This window comes from Isachenkonia alkalipeptolytica, assembly GCF_009910325.1.
GTDB lineage: Bacteria > Bacillota > Clostridia > Peptostreptococcales > T1SED10-28 > Isachenkonia > Isachenkonia alkalipeptolytica.
Genome location: NZ_SUMG01000006.1, coordinates 76,560 through 96,070 on the forward strand (window position 1 = coordinate 76,560; position 19,511 = coordinate 96,070).

Below are 19,511 nucleotides of genomic sequence, written 5' to 3' on the forward strand. Positions count from 1 at the left end.
AGGCTTTCATCACTTATCCCTTACACCAACCCCCTGGATTCCAACCATTCTTTCACTTCCCTCTCCTGGGCTTCTTCTTCATACTCATACCACTCCTGCTGAATATCAGGATACCGGGATAATAAGTCCTTAATCCTTCGAATAGCTCCTTTTCCTAATTTCACTTCGTAGGCTTTTGCCAAAAATTCCTCATCTTCCAATCCTCTTAGAAAATTGCTGTAATGATAAATAAAATCGAAGGTTTCCGTTTCAATCATTTCATAATCCTCATCAAATTGTATATCTTCATATTCTTCAGTGCCCCTCTCTATCATGGAAATACTGCCGTCGTGGATATTCAGGAAAGGCACCGGTCCGAAATCATCTGCATTGAACATGAAAAGGGCAATTTCCCCCAGGTCGAAGGGTATTTTCTTTTTTTCGTAATGCTCTTCCAGTAAGGTTTTCATCGTATTTTTCGGTGTTACATAATCTCCGTCGTCATGCTTTACGATCATCTGATTTTGCTGGATACAGAGATCCCGTTGAAGAAGACCCTCCTGGTAAAATTCATCAAATATATACTCCGCCCCCAGGGCCGAATTATTCAATACACCCAGCTGCTTTCTCGTTCCCGAGGAAGTAAAGATTCCCTCCCCGGCCTCCTTTAGATACCCATCGATGATATCCTCCGCCACATCACAGTCCCTTAGCACTTCCCTTATGCCTTCCTTCACGTGGTCGTCAAAACGCTTAAACTCCTTCCCGGTCATCCCATACAGGATCACCGAGAGCTTCGACGCATCATTCATCAAATAAACCAGGTTTCTTCGCCCTACCTTCATCACTTTCCCGTTCCAGGAAAACAGCTCATTGTATATATCAGGTTTATCGGTTTTTTCCATTTTTAATGCTTTTAACAGATCCTTTGTACATTGATAGATCATGGATGCTTCTCCTCCTTTTTTTGTTATATGAATAGTCTATGATTCCTACTCAGACATTATTGAGTCTTCATTACTTTTTACGGTTCTTCTTACACAATACTATTCTATAAAAGCCTCTCGAAATCCTTTATTTTTTGTGCATTTCCACGAAAATCCCTTCGTAATTTTTCCCAGCATAAAGCCTCTTCTAAGATCAACCGCTAATTGCGTCTGTCGTAAAAGAGGCATTTGTTAATTAAAGTTCAAACATGAGCCCACCAACAGCATATGAAAGGATCCTGATTGGAAAACAGTTCTTTGGATTACAAATTTTCCTCAGCATGCCGGCAATTTTAACATGGTATTTTTCTTCTGAGATTTGTTTCAAAGCATTTAACTCCATATACTCTGCACTGCCTTCAATTTGCTCTACCCCGGATTCATATCGGTATTCATATTCATAATTGGATAATCGATATTTTCTAAGGGAAAGAAGGCTCTCAAAATCAGCTTCATTGAAATTTTCCATAAGTTTTGATATCAGACGGTTCTCCTTCATTTTCATAACTCCATTAATCATTTGATTTTAAAGCTCTTTTGAACATTTTCTTTACAGGAACATAAAAGGCTAATGCAGTAATTAATACTGCAACACTTAATAGATAGGGATATACTCCTCCTGAAATGTAGATATCTGTCAGTCCCTCTGCACCTCCTATTATACCCATACTGGAAGGTTCATTTAGACTGTTGCTAATCCCTACAATAATTATCCAAATTATAAAACAAGAAACAGCGTGTTTCAAAAGATTCCAATTGTAAAAGAATTGCTTCATAAAACAGACTCCTTTACTATTTATTTCCCCGTACCTTCTAAGGCTTATTTTGCAAACCTCGTATTACTAAAATTCCGGAAATGACGGCCAGTATATATTGTGCATGTGTCGATTGATTCAAAGGTCCGACAATCATATTTATACCAAAGCCCCCTTGTGGAAAGGGAAGCTGAATGCCCGTGCGGGGTAATAGGATTATGGGATGAAGTAAACTGATTGCAAGCAGTATAAGTCCGGGAATCAGCAGCAGATTTAAGTTAAATGAAGTCTTTCCGGTAACAAGGTTCGTAACCCTTCGCCATTCCACTAAAACACCTAACAAAAAACAGTACAGCGTCGCTAGAATATGTAGCGGTATTATCCCATCCGTTGTCAATCCCTGTGTGGCTTCTCTAATATCCATCAATGTGGAGGTGTACAAATTTAATAAAAACACCCCGATTAAAATCACCACAAAATATTTTATGAAATCTTTAAACTTGATACGATCTCCTCCTTATCTACGCTGTTTCCCCTTATTTCATCGTCTTTACGGAAGGTAACGGAATGGTTACTCTCTCATCATCGAAACTGACAGTTAGGATTACCCCACCACAATAAACAGTAAGTTGGAATCATTTGCCCCACTTCACAATACTATTCTAGAAAAACCTCTTCAATTCCTTTTATTTATTAAAATTTACCCAAAAAACTTTTCCAGGAGGACAGGGGGAGGACAGGGGGACGGAGTAATGGGACAGGGGGACGGAGTAATTGTCCGCTTGAGGGAAATATTTAATCTTCAAAAAACCGATGTGATTGTGCTAAACAATAAAATGCCCAAGGTCCCTACTCCTACAAAAATGACTCTCCTCTTGGGATGAAAAATCAGCCCTAGAAAGACCAGTGTCCCCCAGTAGGTAAGAGACGAGAAAAAGGGTGCGGGAATAAGGATGCCTGCAAACATCAAAGGGATCTTTCTTCCTTGAGATCCTAAAGTCCATCCTTGGGAGTGAACATGATCCCCACTTAAATTAACCACACTCCGAATCAGTTCCTTTAACACTAGTATAATAGAAAAAATATAAAAAATTCCCACTAAAGCCCCTATGATGCCAGAAAGATAGAGAGCAGGGTAAGAAAAAAGAAGGGTTCCCGCATTTACCAAGGGGGAAATCGCAAGGTTAGGTATTAGAATACCCATTAGCAACATCAGCTGATATACCAGAGGGCCCCGTTCCCCGTAGGAATATAAAAACCGTTGTATGCTACCCACATCCTGGCGAGCCATTAGAGAATAACCGGTTCTTAGAATGTATGGAAGGTCCATCTCCAATAGAAAAAAAATCCCGACAACTGCTGCCGGGATCAGAATCACTGCAAAGTCAAACTTATTCCACCGGTAAATCATCGATGGCACTCCATTCATAAAAGGATGCATCATAGTTTTTTGCATTTTCATAGCCGGCCATACGAAGTACCAGGGCTGTATGGGCAGACCGAATTCCTGCAGTACAATAGGCAACGATGGTATCACTCTTTTCAACCCCAAGATCCCCCATTATCGATTCAATCTCCGATTGGGTTTTTACTGTATAATCCAGATTGAACAAATCCGCCCAGAAAAGATGGGTTGCTCCGGCAATGTGCCCGCCTCTTGCTTCTCCAAAGTCCGTGGCTCCGTTGTACTCATTTTCCGTACGGGTATCCAGCACCACTACATCCTCACGGTTCTCCGCAAGCCAATCCGTTGACACCGTCATGTCATCATTAAAGTTGCTTATTTCAATGTTTGATGGAGTTGGCTCCGTGCCTTCCCGGGATACTTCAAAATCTCCTTCGGTCCATGCAGGCCAGCCACCGTCAAGAATATGGGTGCTTTCCAGCCCCGCCATCCTAAACATCCACACCAATCGTCCGTCTTCACCCCATCCGTTGGGATCTGCATACACCACGATGGTCTTGGAATCCTCAACTCCCAGGTTTTGAAACAATGGGCTCAAATCTTCAGGGGCCAGCAACACACCGAACCCTTCTCCATGGCTTGCCTCCACATCGGCAAAACTTTGCCATGCAGTAACCACGGCACCGGGAATATGTCCTCCCTTATAAGCGTCTTCCCCCCTTGCATCAATAACCAGCAGATCCTCATCCTCTAAATTTTCTTGTACCCATTCTACACTAACCAATAGATCGTCATTTATATAACCCCGATCTTCGATAGCCATTGTTTCTACAGGTTCTTCTCCATTGTCGGCGCTATCCCCATTACAGCCTGCGAGCAGGGGTAGGAAAAGAAAAAGTATAACCATTATGAATACCACACGTTTTTTCATTTAAAAACCTCCTTTGAATGATTTTGATTATTTTTTATCAAAAATATCTTATCACAATATTTCATTTAAGTCATATACTGATTATTCATTAAAAACACCTTTAAAATAAATATTTCCTATTATACGTCCTGACACTTTTTACTTTCTAATTGTAAATAAACCCAGGACTTGTAGTTTTCCATAATCATTGCAAAAACTGCATCTTCTTAATTCATAATTAACTATGACCTTGAAAAGTATAGGAAGCGGAACTTTCAATCAATTTAGATATACCCTTTTTATGATAGGGCATCAAACTCTCAGCGGTGGTTTTATCCATCCATGTAACCTCAGAGATTTCATTGGGATCGGAAACCTTAACCTTGCCACCACGGATATGTACTCTGAAAGTAACAAATAGTATATGTTCACCCTTGGAATCAAAAAACACAAAGCCGATTTGATGATTTTCGCCATGGCATTGCCGGATTATCGATTAACCAGGTCAATCCCTAGGTACTAAGAAGAATGGGAACACCGATAAGGATGACTGCGGACTTATAAAGAATGATTCCCGTTTCATGTAAACCACCTCACTTATTTACTTGTTTATTTGATTTTACCAGATTATTTGTTAATATTTTATGAAAAAAATCCATCCCCATGGGCTATAGGGATGGCATCCGATTAATGTATTCAATCTTAACTTTTTCTTCACTTAGTATAAACTTATGGATCGACGTATCCCCACAGTTGGTAGTTTGCGCCGCCATCCTAGATTCCGTATCAGCAATTGTATGGTGAGGCTTGCTGCCGCCCGTTGTAGGATGCGGTTTCCTGCCACCTTGTGTAGGGTGAGGTTTGCTGCCACCCTGTGTAAGGTGAGGTTTGCTACCATCCTGTGGTAGGATGCGGTTTTCTGCCACTCGTTGGCACAGGATCTTTTATCACCTCTATGTATAATTCGATAAAACCTACTTTAAATCCTTTATTTTTATAGTTAATATTCCAAAAATCCTTCGATATTATTCGGATAATAAAAGTCTCTTAGATTATTAATTTATTTGCCACAGACAAACCCTCGTAGTATAATGACAAATATCCCCCCTAGGGGGTTAATGAAGTTAGGAGGGACAACATGGCGAAGACAGAAAAGAACCTGAAAAATACAATACTGAACTTTTTTAAGGAGACGAAAATTGCAAGTATCTTTCTCTTAGCCATACCGGCGATCATTGAAAACATCTCCCAGGTAATGATCGGTGTGGTGGATGTATACTTTGTGGGACGACTGGGAACCGAGGCCATTGCCGGCGTCGGGGTTACAAATTTGACGATGAACGTGTACATCGCATTTTTCTTGGCTTTAGGGATCGGGACCACCGCCGTGGTGTCCCGGGCCATCGGAGGGAAAAATCTAAAAAAGGCGGGCCACGCCGTAAAACAGTCCGTGATTATGACCGGAATCATCGGCGGGATCTTCGGGATCCTGAATCTGATCTTTGCCCGGCGGATATTACTGCTCTTGGGTGCGGAAGAAGGGGTTATCGCCTATGCGATTCCCTATTTTCTAGCGGTTGCGGTGCCCTCGGTGTTCCTCGGACTCAGCATGGTTCTTGCCAGTGCCCTTCGTGGTGCGGGAAACACAAAATCCCCAATGAAAATCGGTATTTTTGCCAATGTGGTAAACGCCGTTTTAGACTACGTGTTGATCTTCGGTATCTTCAACTTTGGAGGCCTGGGGATTTTAGGCGCAGGCCTTGCCACCACTTTTTCGAGGATTCTCAGTGTGGTATTATTAGTACATACCTTAAATAAGGAAAAAGGAAAAATTCATGTAGCTTTTTTTGAAGACTGGAAGCTGGACCTGAAGATGTTTAAAACCCTGACAAAAATCAGCATCCCCGCAGCGGTGGAACGGCTGATTATGCGCTCGGGGCAACTGATCTACGGTGGAATGATCATAAAAATCGGCACCGAGGCCTACGCCGCCCATAACATCGCCGGCACCATCGAGACCTTCTCGTACCTACCGGGCATGGGATTCGGAGTCGCCGCCGCCACACTGGTAGGACAAAATCTCGGCAAGGAGGATAAGGACGAAGCCCAAAGAGCGGGACTGATGTCGTATTTAATGGCCACCCTTTTTATGGTGATCATCGGCGGGGTGTTCTACATTTTCGCACCCTTTTTAGCAGGGCTCTTTTCCGAGGACCCGGCAGTTATTGACCAAGTCGTCCGTGTACTTCGAATCATTGCGCTGTTTCAGCCCTTTTTGGCCATTACCTTAGTTACCACCGCTGCGCTACAGGGCGCCGGAGATACGAAGTTTCCCATGTACTCCTCCCTACTGGGAATTTGGGGCGTACGAGTGGTAGGAGTTTATATCCTAAGCATCCGTATGGACTACGGCCTGGCCGGGGTTTGGACCGCCTATGCCATTGATATTACCCTTCGGGGCATTATTTTAATGATCCGTTTCTTAAAAGGAAAGTGGAAAGATATTGAAATCGAATAACACTAAAAGGAGGAATAGTTAATGGAGAAACATAGCCATCCCAATCAAAAGCAGCTGATTAACCGAATGTCCAGAGTTGTAGGTCACGCAGAGTCCGTTAAACGAATGCTGGAAGAAGAAAAGGAATGCAGCGATATTTTAATCCAGATTGCCGCAGTAAAATCCGCGTTAAACAACGTGGGTAAACTGGTATTAAAGGACCATATGAACCACTGTATCGTGGATGCAGTAAAAAACGATAATCCGGAAGCCCTAAAAAAACTGGATGAAGCCATCGACAAGTTTATGAAATAGCCAGGGAAAACAGAAAGAGGACAAAAGATCCGTCCCGCTGTCCTCCCAAAGCGGACAGCGGAGGACAGCGGGACGGACCTTTTGTCCTGTGTTCATTGAATAATTCCCAAGCGACAAGTTTGTACGAGTGTATTATTCAATATTGTAAACATACATTACATCATCCATATTTTCTCTGACTGCTCCGATTTTCTCATATAATCCCTTGGCTGCATTGTTACTGTCGTTCGTCAAAACAAAAATCTCCGAACACTTATATTTTATAGCGATATCTTTAAGTTCTTCTATTAATTTTTCCCCTACGCCTCTTCTCTTATAACCATCAAAAACATCAATGGAATATAAAAACATATAGGGTCTTTCCGTTTGAAAACATTCTAAAAGATAGCCATATAAAAATCCGCATGGACTTTTCTCATCAAAGGCTACTAAAAATATATTTTTTTCATCGTTAAAAAACTTCCCATTGATCTTATCAATTTTCATTTCAGCCTTTATGCATAGGTCTTTGATCAGATCTGTCTTCAATTCTTCTATCCTTGAAATTGTTACGTCCACAGCCGTTACACTCCTTTACTGACTTTTATTTTTTTACTATTTATCTAGTTTTAGCCGTCATTATGGGTAGATTAACCAGTGACCGGTAAAGCATATTGTCCTTCCATCACCCTTGTATCAATGTTTAATTAAGAATAGCGCCTTTTGAACCTCTCATGACTAAAGTTATGAGATTCTTGGGAACAGAGCGTACTTGCAGGCGTATTTCTTTGCTTACAGCGGTTTCTCTTATTTACCAAGCTATCCCCGTAGTACCTACGGTTCTGGATTCTATTTAAGTTTGTGCTTGTATTCGCAGACCTTCCCTCAGAATATTTTTACTGGCATTGATATCTCGGTCATGATGGGCATCACAAACAGGACAAGTCCATTCCCGGATACTCAGGGGTTTCTTACCGTCCTTGTGTCCGCATTCCGAACAAATTTGACTCGATGGAAACCACTTGTCCACCTTGATGACTTTCCGACCATACCAGTCCGCTTTGTACTGTAGCCTGGACACAAACCCGGACCAGGATACGTCGGAAATGCTTTTCGCCAGTTTATGATTACGGAGCATCCCTTTGGTGTGTAAGTCTTCCATACAGATAATATCGTGATTTTTGATCATTTCTGTACTCAACTTATTCAGAAAGTCGCTCCGTTGATTCATTACTTTTTCGTGTAACCTTGCAACCTTGCGTTTTTGTTTCTGATAGTTTTTGGCTTCCAAGAGATTGATCCCGTTCTTTGTAGCCTGTAAACCTCGTCTTGACAGCTTCCGTTGTTCGCGTTGTAGTCTCTTTTCCATGTTGGAAGTAAATTTATGGTTATCGATCTTTTGGCCGTCAGAAAGAATGGCAAAGTCCGTAATACCCAGGTCCACTCCAATCGCAGAATTGGTTTTCGGCAAGGGCTGAATGTCTTCTTCCAACAGAAGGGAAACAAAGTATTTACCGCTCGCATTTTTCCGGATGGTTGCATTCAACACCCGACCCTTAGGGTCTTGACTTTTAGCGAACTTCACAAGGCCGATCTTGGGTAATTTAATGGATCGATCAACAATTCGGATACTGTTATTCACATTTTTCGTCGTATAGCTTTGCACCGGGTTCTTTTTACTTTTGAACTGCGGTCTCTTATTTTGTTTTTTGAAAAAACGGGAAAAAGCGTCGGAAAGGTTTTTTACTGAGGACTGAAGAGAAATGCTATCCACTTCCTGTAGCCAAATGGTCTGTTCATCTTTTTTCATTTGAGGAATCATTGCTGAGCAGGCATGATAGGTTAACCCTTTACCGGTTTTAGTATAGGCTTCATTCCACAAACTTAAAAAATGATTGTAGACAAAACGGGAACATCCCATGGTTTTGGCAATTAAGATCTCCTGCTCCCGATTCGGATAGATTCGAAATTTATAGGCTTTATGGCGCAGCACGGCTTTAACCTCATTTCTTTTTCTGACTTTTTATGTAGCTCCGGATCTGTTCTTCGGTATGATCACTGACGGTTGCTACAAAGTAGCTGGGATTCCATAAGTGGCCGTCCCGAAGGCGTTGTTTAAGTTCCGGATGTTTTTTAAACAGTAATCTGGCGGAGACCCCTTTAAATGCTTTAACGACACTGGGGATAACGTGCTGCGGCTTACAGTCGATCAGTAAATGGATATGATCTTTATCGGATTCCATCTCAATAATTTGGATATCGTTATCCGAAGCGATTTTTGCTAATAATTGTTTAACATCTGCATCAATTTTTCCGTGCAAAATAGGATGCCGATATTTTACGCACCAAACCAAATGGTACTGAATAGAATAGACATATCCGCGTCCGTAATGCATGGTAGCCATGGGAATCACCTCTACTTAATTATAACATATGTAAGCGCTGAATACTATCGCAAAGAGGCTGTTTAATGGTTAGATCAAACAACATATTACGGTTGCTATCCATCGCTACAGCGATGCCACAACCGAAGCCGATTCATCTACACGACTAAAGTCATGAGTATTCTCGGCTATTTGATAAATCGAATCCCTCCTTCTTAACTATTCTACAGAACCGCCGGTAAATCCTTTACTTTCCCGAAAAAAATCCCCTTATAAACCAAGGGGATTGGGTCTAATTCATTGGGTCTTATTGAATAGAAGCCTGATATATTTTATCGATGGATTCCCGAAGCACCAGGTCGAAGATCTCATCGGACTGCTCCACGGATAAGCCTTCCAAAAGAGCCCGGGAAAAACTTGCGATAACGCCGGGGTTTTTAGCTAAAAGCTCTACAGCTTCATCCCGGCTGTATCCTCCGGAAAGGGCCACCACCCGCAGTACTTTAGGGTGATTCACCAGTTCACTGTAGAAACCTTCTTCGCTGGGGATCGAGAGTTTCAGCATGATCATCTGATCCTCTCCCAGGGTGTTGAGATACTTAAGGATCTCTTCTTTCAGAAGTTTTTCCGATTCCTCCTTATCGGGACTGTGGATGTCGATTTCCGGCTCGAGAATCGGCATTAATCCCCCGTCAAGAATTTCCTTTCCGTACTCGAACTGCTGGCTGACGATTTTTTCAATTCCCGTGGCATTGGCTTCCTTAATCACCGAACGCATTTTAGTTCCGAAAATATTTCGTTTCTGAGCCCGCTGAAGCATCTCTTCCAGGCCCGGTATGGGTTTCATTAGTTGAACCCCTTCAGAAAGATCCTCCATACCTTTGTCCACTTTCAAAAAGGACACAATACCTTTTTTCTCCCATAAATAGTCGGGGGTCATCATCCCTTCCACTTCCCGGTCCATGGTTTTTTCAAACAAAATCACTCCCAGGATTTTATCTCCAGTAAAGGACGGACTGGTCATAATTCGGGAACGCATTCCGTGGACTAGATCAAACATCTCTTCTTCATTGCTGTAGGCGTCCTCTTTAATACCGTACCCCGCCAGTGCTTTCGGTGTGCTCCCCCCGCTTTGATCCAGGGCAGCGATAAATCCACCTCCCTTACGTATTCGTTCTTTCTGTTGATTTTTCACAATACCACCTCATTTCTAAATTATTGATTGCTTTTCTTCCGTTTCACTCTCTACAATACTTTATACAACTCTGTTTTCTTATATACCCAAGTTTATATGGCGGTAATCAAATTAGCATAAAGGAGACGGAGCATAAAGGGGACAGAGGTGTTCGGTACCTGATGTACCGAACACCTCCGTCCCCTTTGTAGGTCCTTTTGTAGGTCTATTCACTATGCAGGATTTTCAACCTCCCGGGAATCCGAGAGCTCCGCGCTTTCCTTTTTCTTCTTAGTCATTGCCTGCTTCACTAATACCGCTGCAATCATCAGGAGTCCTATTCCGTCTTGCAAAGGATTGGCACTCATCATCAGAAGCGCTCCCGATAAGCTGAGTAGCCGAACCGCTATCGGCATTTTTACGAAGAAGTACCCTTCAACAGCGGCTCCTAACATAATCACACCGATTACGGCGCTTATAGTAACGATAATTCCTTGTCCCAGGGTGGTATTGCTCAATAACAGGGAACTGTTATAAACAAACATATAGGGGACAATAAATCCTGCAACCGCAAGTTTAACCGATGCGACTCCGGTCTTCATTGCATTTCCTCCGGAGATTCCGGCAGCGGCAAAGGATGCCAGAGCCACGGGTGGAGTGATATTTGCAAACATCGCAAAATAGAATACAAAGAGATGGGCTACCATTCGATCAATCCCCAGCTCCACTAAGGCAGGCGCTGCCATGGTTGCTGTAATCAGGTAAGCGGGAATACTGGGAAGACCCATGCCCAGGATAATACAAGCCACCATTGTAAAACCTAAAGTAAAGAGCATACTGGATCCCCCAAGGGTCACGATGGCGTGGGCCATACTTAAACCGAAACCGGTTAGGCTTGCTACTCCCACAATAATTCCAACAGATGCACAGGCTACAGCTACCGGTACAACGGATCTCGCCCCGTCCTCCAAAGCCTCCAAAATATCTTTAAAACTCATCCTCGTAGACTTTCTAAACATGCTGACGATCACCGTAACGAAAATCGTAAGCAGTGCCGAATAAACCACGGTATATCCGGTAAAGAACAACATATACATCAGGAAGAGTAGCGGAATCGTTAGATGGCCCTGTACCTTCATAACCTCACGAACCTTGGGAAGTTTGTCCTTCTCGATTCCATGAAGTTCATTTCTTGAGGCCCTGAGATGGACTTGAGTCAGGATGCCCAGATAGTATAGCAGCGCCGGCAGGATTGCCGCAATAACGATGGTACGATACTGCACCCCTAGAAGCTCGGCCATAATAAAGGCTGCGGCTCCCATAATGGGCGGCAGCAATTGCCCTCCCACAGAGGCGGTGGATTCTACGGCACCGGAAAACTCATTATCGTATCCGGTCTTTTTCATCAAAGGAATGGTAAAGGTGCCCGTCGTTACAACATTGGCCACGGCGGCTCCATTGATACTTCCCAAAAATCCGCTGGCAATCACCGCTACCTTTGCAGGACCTCCGCTTTTATGTCCCGCCAAAGCCAGGGCCATATCATTAAAGAATTGTCCCATACCGGATTTTCGCATGAAGGCCCCAAAAAGTATAAACAGGAAAATATAGCTGGCGGCAACCCCCACGGCGGTTCCGTAAATTCCATCAGTGGTAACAAAAATGTGGTTGATCAGATCCGGGAAATCATAACCCCGATGTCCGAAGAACCCGGGCATATTCTGGCCCAGCATGGCATAAAGCAGGAATACTACCCCGAGTATGGGTAGGGCAATCCCCGCCACCCTTCTGGTTGATTCCAATACCAGTACTAGCAAAATCACGCCGAAGACCAGGTCTAATTGATTTGGTATTCCTGCTCGGTGAACGATGTTGATGTAATCGATAGCGATATATGCCGCTACGGAAACCCCTCCGATGGCAAATAAAACATCATACCAGGGAAGCTTGTCCCGAGGGGAGTTCTTCCTAGGAGGGAATAACACAAAGGCTAATACCAGAATCATTGCCACATGGGTGGATCGGTGAATCAATGTTACCGGACTTCCAAAGGCCGATGTATAAAGATGATAGATGGACACCGCCAAGGCAATGAGTTTTACTATGAGCTTAATATATTTATTACTAAAATCACGGAAACGTGATTCGCTGTCGTATTTTTCAAGAACTTCCTGTTGTTCATCATTGAGTTTTTCTTCCATTACAATCTTATCCATTTAATCTACCTCCTCAACCTTCATCCTCAGGGGGATGTGATGCTTTACATCTTCCCCTCGTAATAGGACCTCTCCGTCAACAACGATTTTTATCGTAGCACTTTGGGAATGGATCCAGTCATAGGAATTAAAGGTTTTATCCATTCCATCCATTATCATAAAACCCTCTTCGGTTTTTTGCTCTCCTTCTTCAAAGTAGGGCATCCCCGCCCCGAAGGTTCGAAATCGCATTTCTATCAATTTTAATTTTCCATCGCTTTCAACCTCAAAAACTTCCTGCCAGGGACTGTTTTCCACGGAATGCAACCAGTGAAATTCTATTTGATCTCTTTCTTTCACGGGATATTCATACAGCACCTCTTCGGTTTGTTGCCGGGAAACCACCAGCATCAAAGAATCATTTTGTCCGAATGTCCAGGATATCCAAAGGAACATAACAGCTCCTACCACCATTACCCCAATGATCACGGTCCAAGGGAAAGCTTTGTAACGCTTTCCCCAAACCTGCTTTTTCTTCATTTACTCCAAAACTCCGATTTCTTCATAATACTTTTCCGCACCGGAATGCAGGGGCACAATCATCCCTTCAAAGGCGGAGTCCAGATTTATATGTCTTTCCGCTGCACTGTGGGTATTATGGATGGTTTCGATATTTTCAAAAATGCCTTTGGTAATTTCATAGACATCCTCTTCTGATAAATTCTTATTAACCAGCAGAATATTCATGATGGTTGCGGTATGGATTTCTTCTTCATTTCCATAGGTATCCTCCGGTATCACATTCGCCGTGAAAAACGGATAGTTGTCTTCCAGATAGTCCATTCCTTCTCCTTCAATGGGGATGATTTTCACATCATGGGTTGTGGATAAATCCATAATCGTTGAATTAGGAATTCCACTGGTTACGAAGGCCGCATCAATTTGTCCGTTTCTCATCTGATCAATGGCCTCACCGTAATCCAGATAATCTTCCCGTACATCATCATAACTCATGCCATGGGCTTCAAACATCAAGCGTGCATTTACTTCAACACCGGAGTTTGGCGCCCCGACACCAACCTGTTTTCCTTCCAGATCCTCAAAGGATTCGATGCCGGAGTCCTGGGTGGTTACCAGTTGTACGTAATTTGGATATAGACTCATAAGACCTCTCAGTTCCTCCTTCGGCGCCTCGTCTTCAAAGGCTCCGAACCCTTCGTAAGCTTGAAGTACCGCGTCGGACATGGTAATGGCAACCTCCGCCCGGTCACTTAAAATCAGGTTGATATTCTCCACGGTGGCACCGGTGGATTGAACCGAAGATCGGTACCCCAGATCCTGCTCGATGATGCTGGAAATCCCGCCGCCAATGGGGTAATACACCCCGCTGGTAGGTCCTGAAGCTACGGTAATATAAGTATCCGCTCCTTCAACCTCATCCTCAGAAGCTTCCCCGCATCCAACAAAAATGCCTGCTACCAAGATCATTACTGCAAAAATAAGTACTTTCTTTTTCATAATTCATTCCTCCTTTTATTATCTGCCTTATATATCGCAATCTTTATGCCAAATTCTTCGATTTGTTATAAGATTAACCATAAAAATGGTGTGTATCTTGAAATTTCAATTGTTTGATAATTTAGAATATAGTTTGATATCTGGTACCCGTTTTTTCTTTTTGATCCAAAAATCAAAAAAGGGGAAAAATTTTCCCCTTGTATGAGGAAAAAAGTTCCCCTTCCCCCGTTATTCTACTATTAGTTCACAGCGTTGAATTTTATTTCTGAGACCTCGAACGCTGATTCCCAACATTTTCGCCGTCTTTTGTCGATGCCCCTGATTCTTATCCAGTGTTTCCTTGATCAATTTGCATTCCACCTCTTCAAGGGTCAGCCCCACCAAGGGGTTCACCACATCCTTCGACGGATTTTTTCCAAGACTGTAGTCTTCCCGGACTTTTTCGGGCAAATCATAGATTTCGATTTCCTCTTCTTCCGACATCACCATTGCGTGTTCGATTACATTTTTCAGTTCCCGGACATTTCCCGGGTATCCGTAGCGAAGCAGGCATTCCCGGGCTTCTTTCGATATTTTCTTAGTGGTCTTACTTAACTCTTTATTATAGTAATGTAAAAAGTGTTCAAATAAAAGAGGCAAATCCTGCCGCCTTTCATTGAGGGATGGCACATGCACCTCCACCACATTTAAGCGAAAATACAGATCTTCACGGAATTCTCCGATTTCCACTTGATGCCTGACGTCTTTATTAGTGGCACAGAGCATCCGCAGATTAAGTTTTATCGGCTCCGCTGCCCCAAGGGGGGTAATCTCTTTTTGCTGGATCACTCTTAAGAGCTTGGCTTGCAGAGCCATGGGCATATCCCCGATCTCATCTAAAAAGAGGGTCCCCTCCTTGGCCAGTTCGAACTTCCCTTTTTTATCCCTTGTCGCCCCGGTGAAGGCTCCTTTTTTATAGCCGAAGAGCTCGCTTTCAAATAAATTCTCGGGAATCGCCGCACAGTTCACCACTTCAAAATGTTCGTTCCGCCGCCGGCCGCCAAAATGGATGGCCCGGGCAACCAGCTCCTTACCCGTGCCGCTATCCCCGGTGATCATGACACTGCTGTCCACATCCTTTACCTTCTCAATGAGGCTGAAGACTTTTTGCATTTCCCCGCTTTTTCCCACAAGATCCCGGTACCGATACTTTTGTTCCAGTTCTCCGCTTAAATAGTTCACCTTCTCATGGAGCCGCTTGTATTTAAAGGCCTGTTCCAATAAAGCAAACAAACCTTCCATTTGCAAAGGTTTCGTTAAATAATAATAGGCCCCTTCCTTTACCGCCTCGATGGAAGAGTCGATGGATCCGTAGGCGGTCATCATAATAACCAGAACTTCTTCATTCATCCCTTTGATCTTTTTCAAAACCTCGATGCCGTCCACCTTTCCGATCCGTAGGTCCAGTAAACAAAGATCGATGTCCTGTTCCTTGATGATCTCTAAGGCTTTTTCAGGCTTTGTAGTTGTAATCACTTCATAATCTTCCTCTAAGGCAAATTCAAGGGAAGTGCAAATTGCCTGCTCATCATCCACAATCAGAATTTTATCCACGCTGATCACCTCCGTCAATATCCACCGCCTGATCAAAGATCAGACTGATCGTCGTTCCTTTTTGGTAAATACTTTCTATGATCATTTCTCCCCCGTTTTCTTCGATATACTGCTTCGATAAAGCAAGGCCTAAACCGGTTCCTTTTTCCTTGGTGGTGTAAAAAGGATCACAGGCAACCTCTAAGGCCTCCGCCGTCATTCCGATCCCTTCATCCAGCACTTCTATGATCCCTTTGTTTTCTTTTCCATATGAGCGGATGAGGATGCCGGGCTTATCCCCTTTCCCAATCCCCTGCTCCTCTGAACCTTCTTCCATGGCCTCGATCCCATTGAGGATCAGATTGATCATCACTTGTTTAAGCTGATTAGGGTCCACATAGAGGGATACGTTCTCCTCGAGGTCCATACCGATGTTAAAATTCTTTTTACGGATGATCCCCTCGTAAAGAACGATACAGGACTGTATCACCTCATGGGGATACACCAGGGTCTGGTGAATGGATTTCGGTTTCGCATAATCGATGAGATTTTCAATTAGCCGATTTACCCGGTCCAGCTCCTTCGGTACATAGTTTACAATTTCTTTACGGAACCTCGGGTTCTCAATCTTTCCCGGAATCAGTTCCACAAAGGTTTTAATAGAGGTGACGGGGTTTCGAATTTCATGGGCTATCCCGGCAACGATACGGTTTAATGCTCTGGCTTTTTCCTTTTCAAACAATTGCGCCCGGAGTTTCTTCTCCTTTGTGATGTCCTCTAAGGTCAGTATTAAGCCGATGGCCCGATTTTCAAAGTTCAACAGGGGATAAGTGCTTGCTCCCACGGTCATCCACTTTCCTCTGTGATGTTTCAAGTCCTTTTCAATTCCTGTGTATACCCTCTTTTCTTCCAGAACTTCCTTAAACCTGTCCTTGAGAAGATCCTCAAACAACGGAACGTTCCGGTAAAGGGTTCCTGTGTAATCCCCTTTCATATTTGCAAGTTCCTCCCCCGCAGGATTCACGGAAAGGATTTTCCCCTCAGTATTTAACATTATAACGCCCCTTGGCGTGTTCTCCAGTATTTGATCTCTTAACAGATTGGAGTTTTTGGTTTTGTTTATTTGTTTTTCCAGCTTCCGGTTGGTCTTTTGAAGATCCAGGGTTTTCCGATCCACTTGTTTCTTAAGCTGTTTATTCCACAGTAAGCCTCCTATAAAAACCACAAGAATAAGAAAACCGCCGATGGTAAGCACCCGCATGACTAAATCAAATCGTCTTTGCAACAGCAGCCGGTCCTCTTCAAACCAGCGATTGTAAATTTCACTGTAACTCCCGTCATTCCGTATGGTCTGCAACCCTTGATTGATCCTACCTATTAACGGATAGTCATCCTTTTGTGCCGCAATGGTATACTCGGAGGGCAAGAGATAGCCCGTGACCATGTCAATATTATGTGCTCTCTCACTATCATTGATTAAATACTGCCCGACCACCCGGTCTCCGATAAACACGTCTCCCCGACCAAGGGCAAGAAGCTCCAGGGCATAGGTTTGATTAGAGGCAACATTGAATTGAATGCCTCTAAAACTATTCAAAAAACTATATTCCACCGTATCCTCCTGAATGGCTACTGTATACCCGGATAAATCAACGATATTTTCTATTTTACCGGTGTGTTCTCCTGCAACAAACATGGCCACCGAGGAGTTTAAAAAACTTTCACTGAACTCCATGTCTTCCGCCCGATCCGAGGAATAGTTAATCCCCAGAATTCCGTCAATTTCTTCCCTCTCTAAGGCGCTTTTGCTTTCCGATAAGGTCATGGGAAGGTATTCTATTTCAAACCCTTCCACCTCGGCCACACGATCCATTATTTCCACACTGTATCCTGCGGCAGTACCGTCTTCCATATATTGTATCGGTGGTAGATGAGGGTCAAAGGCAAATATAAACCGAGGTTCCTCTTCCGGTTCAGCCTCCACTTCAGCCGTCACGAAGGAAGAACTTATCATTATAAGCAGGATGATCGCCATAAAAAAAATGGTCGCCGAACCTCCCCGGAGGGAATTTTTCTTGAGTTTCATGATAAGCCTCCTTTCATAACCTTTATTATACCAGTCATTCTTATTTTCACAAAATTTTCTTATTTTCCTCTCCTATGGATTTATCCGATATTTCTCAACAAAGAGGTGCAAAAAGTGTAATTGATTGTTTGATAATTACTTATTGGGGTATAAAAGAAATACCTAAAAGGGGACTTTGAAATTTGACGAGTAGTTGGACGCTTTCGTCAAATCTAGTCAATAGCGTAACCGACCAGTCATGGTCGGTATTTTTGTGTTTCAATTCCTTTCGTGTCGGTTATTAGTGTCGGGAAAAGGGCTTTATCACTATTGTGATAGGTGGGGATCCTATGAAGAAAATAATAGTGTTTTTGTTGGTTATAATCATGGTGATGGTATTGGTGATGGTGGGAATACTTTCCAATACAGAACAGGACATCGGGCCTTATAGTCATCAGTATTGGGAGGAGTGGTTGCAACAACATGATAGAATTTCAGTTTGTTCCCACTGTGCGCAGATTGCAGTCTATCGTAATTTAGTTCCTCGTCGAACCGGGTTTTATCGATGCTTTATTGACTGTAAAAGATAAAAAGAAAGGACCAAGACGCCCCTTGTTATTTTCTTCAACAAGAAGCCCTTGGTCCTTCCAAATGGTCAAATTCTCTTTTTGCATCATGGTACCCTTCCCAATACAAGTTTTTCAACTTTTCCACATCCCGTTCAACCCGGTCAATCTCTACGGATTTTCTCGGCCGGAAAACCAGCACTTTATTTTCCCTTTCCAATTTTTCAATGTAGTCCAGCGTATCATTGTAGACCTTATACCGGTTACAGATCGCCTCAGCCAATTCTTTGTTTTTCATATAGGTGGTCTTCGCCAGTTTTTGAAGGACCGAAGGGCTTTTTCGGTATCCCTTATGCCTTGTTAAGACTACCACATTGAAGGTGTTCCCATCCTTTAGGGACTTCACAATGGGTATGGGATCCGCAATGCCTCCGTCCAGCAGTTGATACCCTTCCAGGGAAACCATTTTTGAAACGAAGGGCAGACTGCTGGATGCTTTTGCCGCAGTATAGATACTTTTGCACTTATCTTTCTCGAAGTACACCGCTTTCCCAGTATTGCAATCCGTTGCAGGAATCACCAATCTTTCCGATGCCTCTTCGAATGCCCGGTAATCAAAGGGAATTAAATGATCCGGTATGTCATTAAAGGCGAACTCCATATTAAAGAGCCCTTTTCCTTTTAATAAATTGGTATAATTAATATATCGGGGATCATTGGCATAATTGATATTGATATCATGACTCCTACCCGGCTGCCTGGATATATAAGAAAGGGCATTGCAGGCCCCGGCAGAAACCCCGATTACATAGGGAAAATACAGTCCCTTCTCCATGAAAAAATCCAGTACACCGGATGTATACAGCCCTCTCATGCCTCCCCCTTCTAACACCAACCCTGCATTTTTCATCCTATTCTCCTTCCCCCTTTATTCCATCCTTAGTGTTAATTCGATTACATCTTCCTCGGTGCCGTCTTTCGCGAAGATTGAAAAAATTTCCAGTTCAAATTCTCGAGAAACTTCCTCAATATTATTCAACACATTCAACGGTCTTACCGACCCTTTTACAAGTCCTTTTTTAGAATAAATAACCTTACAACGACCATTATGACCGTTTTAACGAAAAGAATTTTATAAAAGAGGATGAAAACAGCATAAGGAACCTTTGTCGGTTCCCTATGCTGAGATTTTTTGTCTTATACTGTTTTTT

18 protein-coding genes are annotated in these 19,511 nt (G+C 43.1%); 3 read left to right on the forward strand and 15 right to left on the reverse strand.

Going from position 1 to position 19,511, the window contains the following annotated elements:
* Positions 1-20: 20 nt before the first annotated feature.
* The 5 genes from ISALK_RS06565 to ISALK_RS06585 all read right to left on the reverse strand — a co-directional run bounded on the left by ISALK_RS06565 (position 21) and on the right by ISALK_RS06585 (position 4,056).
* Positions 21-926, reverse strand: a complete 906-nt coding sequence (locus tag ISALK_RS06565; RefSeq protein WP_160720391.1) for a DUF6933 domain-containing protein — start codon at positions 924-926, stop codon at positions 21-23.
* Between the two features lie 235 nt (positions 927-1,161).
* Positions 1,162-1,464 (reverse strand): hypothetical protein, encoded by a 303-nt coding sequence (locus tag ISALK_RS06570; protein WP_160720394.1) that lies wholly within the window; start codon positions 1,462-1,464, stop codon positions 1,162-1,164.
* Between the two features lie 13 nt (positions 1,465-1,477).
* On the reverse strand, positions 1,478-1,741 hold the full coding sequence (locus tag ISALK_RS06575) for a hypothetical protein (RefSeq protein ID WP_160720397.1): 264 nt from the start codon (positions 1,739-1,741) through the stop codon (positions 1,478-1,480).
* 781 nt (positions 1,742-2,522) lie between these two features.
* The gene (locus tag ISALK_RS06580; RefSeq protein WP_160720400.1) at positions 2,523-3,131 is read right to left on the reverse strand and encodes a hypothetical protein; all 609 of its coding nucleotides are present in this window, start codon (positions 3,129-3,131) and stop codon (positions 2,523-2,525) included.
* A complete protein-coding gene (locus tag ISALK_RS06585) occupies positions 3,112-4,056 on the reverse strand; it encodes a sulfurtransferase (protein WP_160720404.1) in 945 nt (314 codons plus the stop codon). The genes ISALK_RS06580 and ISALK_RS06585 overlap by 20 nt, the downstream gene beginning before the upstream one ends.
* A gap of 1,117 nt (positions 4,057-5,173) precedes the next feature.
* On the opposite strand from ISALK_RS06585, the gene ISALK_RS06590 reads away from it, so the two are divergent.
* Together ISALK_RS06590 and ISALK_RS06595 are read left to right on the forward strand one after the other, a co-directional pair.
* Positions 5,174-6,553, forward strand: a complete 1,380-nt coding sequence (locus ISALK_RS06590) for an MATE family efflux transporter (RefSeq protein WP_160720407.1) — start codon at positions 5,174-5,176, stop codon at positions 6,551-6,553.
* Between the two features lie 21 nt (positions 6,554-6,574).
* Positions 6,575-6,847: a metal-sensing transcriptional repressor gene (locus ISALK_RS06595; RefSeq protein ID WP_160720410.1), complete on the forward strand. Its 273-nt coding sequence runs from the start codon at positions 6,575-6,577 to the stop codon at positions 6,845-6,847.
* Between the two features lie 132 nt (positions 6,848-6,979).
* Here the strand turns inward: ISALK_RS06595 and ISALK_RS06600 are convergent, their stop codons facing one another.
* The 9 genes from ISALK_RS06600 to ISALK_RS06640 all read right to left on the reverse strand — a co-directional run bounded on the left by ISALK_RS06600 (position 6,980) and on the right by ISALK_RS06640 (position 17,755).
* Positions 6,980-7,405 carry a GNAT family N-acetyltransferase gene (locus ISALK_RS06600; protein WP_160720414.1) on the reverse strand — a complete coding sequence of 142 codons (426 nt, stop codon included), beginning with the start codon at positions 7,403-7,405 and terminating at the stop codon, positions 6,980-6,982.
* A 274-nt stretch (positions 7,406-7,679) separates the two neighbouring features.
* Positions 7,680-8,819: an IS200/IS605 family element RNA-guided endonuclease TnpB gene (gene tnpB, locus ISALK_RS06605; protein ID WP_160720417.1), complete on the reverse strand. Its 1,140-nt coding sequence runs from the start codon at positions 8,817-8,819 to the stop codon at positions 7,680-7,682.
* Positions 8,820-8,829: 10 nt separating this feature from the next.
* The gene (gene tnpA / locus ISALK_RS06610) at positions 8,830-9,231 is read right to left on the reverse strand and encodes an IS200/IS605 family transposase (protein WP_160720421.1); all 402 of its coding nucleotides are present in this window, start codon (positions 9,229-9,231) and stop codon (positions 8,830-8,832) included.
* Positions 9,232-9,517: 286 nt separating this feature from the next.
* Positions 9,518-10,405: a fructose bisphosphate aldolase gene (locus ISALK_RS06615; protein WP_160720424.1), complete on the reverse strand. Its 888-nt coding sequence runs from the start codon at positions 10,403-10,405 to the stop codon at positions 9,518-9,520.
* Between the two features lie 212 nt (positions 10,406-10,617).
* Positions 10,618-12,600: a TRAP transporter permease gene (locus tag ISALK_RS06620; protein WP_160720427.1), complete on the reverse strand. Its 1,983-nt coding sequence runs from the start codon at positions 12,598-12,600 to the stop codon at positions 10,618-10,620.
* A complete protein-coding gene (locus ISALK_RS06625) occupies positions 12,601-13,119 on the reverse strand; it encodes a DUF1850 domain-containing protein (protein WP_160720429.1) in 519 nt (172 codons plus the stop codon).
* Positions 13,120-14,097: a TAXI family TRAP transporter solute-binding subunit gene (locus ISALK_RS06630; RefSeq protein ID WP_160720431.1), complete on the reverse strand. Its 978-nt coding sequence runs from the start codon at positions 14,095-14,097 to the stop codon at positions 13,120-13,122.
* A gap of 228 nt (positions 14,098-14,325) precedes the next feature.
* Positions 14,326-15,690 carry a sigma-54-dependent transcriptional regulator gene (locus ISALK_RS06635; RefSeq protein WP_160720433.1) on the reverse strand — a complete coding sequence of 455 codons (1,365 nt, stop codon included), beginning with the start codon at positions 15,688-15,690 and terminating at the stop codon, positions 14,326-14,328.
* Positions 15,683-17,755 carry a transporter substrate-binding domain-containing protein gene (locus ISALK_RS06640; RefSeq protein WP_160720435.1) on the reverse strand — a complete coding sequence of 691 codons (2,073 nt, stop codon included), beginning with the start codon at positions 17,753-17,755 and terminating at the stop codon, positions 15,683-15,685. The genes ISALK_RS06635 and ISALK_RS06640 overlap by 8 nt, the downstream gene beginning before the upstream one ends.
* 329 nt (positions 17,756-18,084) lie before the next feature.
* On the opposite strand from ISALK_RS06640, the gene ISALK_RS06645 reads away from it, so the two are divergent.
* Complete coding sequence (locus tag ISALK_RS06645) at positions 18,085-18,324, forward strand: hypothetical protein (RefSeq protein ID WP_160720437.1); 240 nt, start codon at positions 18,085-18,087, stop codon at positions 18,322-18,324.
* Between the two features lie 34 nt (positions 18,325-18,358).
* Here the strand turns inward: ISALK_RS06645 and ISALK_RS06650 are convergent, their stop codons facing one another.
* On the reverse strand, positions 18,359-19,210 hold the full coding sequence (locus ISALK_RS06650) for a patatin-like phospholipase family protein (RefSeq protein ID WP_160720439.1): 852 nt from the start codon (positions 19,208-19,210) through the stop codon (positions 18,359-18,361).
* Positions 19,211-19,511: the final 301 nt, after the last annotated feature.

What these genes read in the sequence shown, in the direction of transcription:
- ISALK_RS06565 (WP_160720391.1), bottom strand. Translation starts at nt 926, where the DNA reads ATGATCTATCAATGTACAAAGGATCTGTTAAAAGCATTAAAAATGGAA.
- ISALK_RS06570 (WP_160720394.1), bottom strand. Translation starts at nt 1,464, where the DNA reads ATGAAGGAGAACCGTCTGATATCAAAACTTATGGAAAATTTCAATGAA.
- ISALK_RS06575 (WP_160720397.1), bottom strand. Translation starts at nt 1,741, where the DNA reads ATGAAGCAATTCTTTTACAATTGGAATCTTTTGAAACACGCTGTTTCT.
- ISALK_RS06580 (WP_160720400.1), bottom strand. Translation starts at nt 3,131, where the DNA reads ATGATTTACCGGTGGAATAAGTTTGACTTTGCAGTGATTCTGATCCCG.
- ISALK_RS06585 (WP_160720404.1), bottom strand. Translation starts at nt 4,056, where the DNA reads ATGAAAAAACGTGTGGTATTCATAATGGTTATACTTTTTCTTTTCCTA.
- ISALK_RS06590 (WP_160720407.1), top strand. Translation starts at nt 5,174, where the DNA reads ATGGCGAAGACAGAAAAGAACCTGAAAAATACAATACTGAACTTTTTT.
- ISALK_RS06595 (WP_160720410.1), top strand. Translation starts at nt 6,575, where the DNA reads ATGGAGAAACATAGCCATCCCAATCAAAAGCAGCTGATTAACCGAATG.
- tnpA (WP_160720421.1), bottom strand. Translation starts at nt 9,231, where the DNA reads ATGGCTACCATGCATTACGGACGCGGATATGTCTATTCTATTCAGTAC.
- ISALK_RS06620 (WP_160720427.1), bottom strand. Translation starts at nt 12,600, where the DNA reads ATGGATAAGATTGTAATGGAAGAAAAACTCAATGATGAACAACAGGAA.
- ISALK_RS06625 (WP_160720429.1), bottom strand. Translation starts at nt 13,119, where the DNA reads ATGAAGAAAAAGCAGGTTTGGGGAAAGCGTTACAAAGCTTTCCCTTGG.
- ISALK_RS06630 (WP_160720431.1), bottom strand. Translation starts at nt 14,097, where the DNA reads ATGAAAAAGAAAGTACTTATTTTTGCAGTAATGATCTTGGTAGCAGGC.
- ISALK_RS06640 (WP_160720435.1), bottom strand. Translation starts at nt 17,755, where the DNA reads ATGAAACTCAAGAAAAATTCCCTCCGGGGAGGTTCGGCGACCATTTTT.
- ISALK_RS06645 (WP_160720437.1), top strand. Translation starts at nt 18,085, where the DNA reads ATGAAGAAAATAATAGTGTTTTTGTTGGTTATAATCATGGTGATGGTA.
- ISALK_RS06650 (WP_160720439.1), bottom strand. Translation starts at nt 19,210, where the DNA reads ATGAAAAATGCAGGGTTGGTGTTAGAAGGGGGAGGCATGAGAGGGCTG.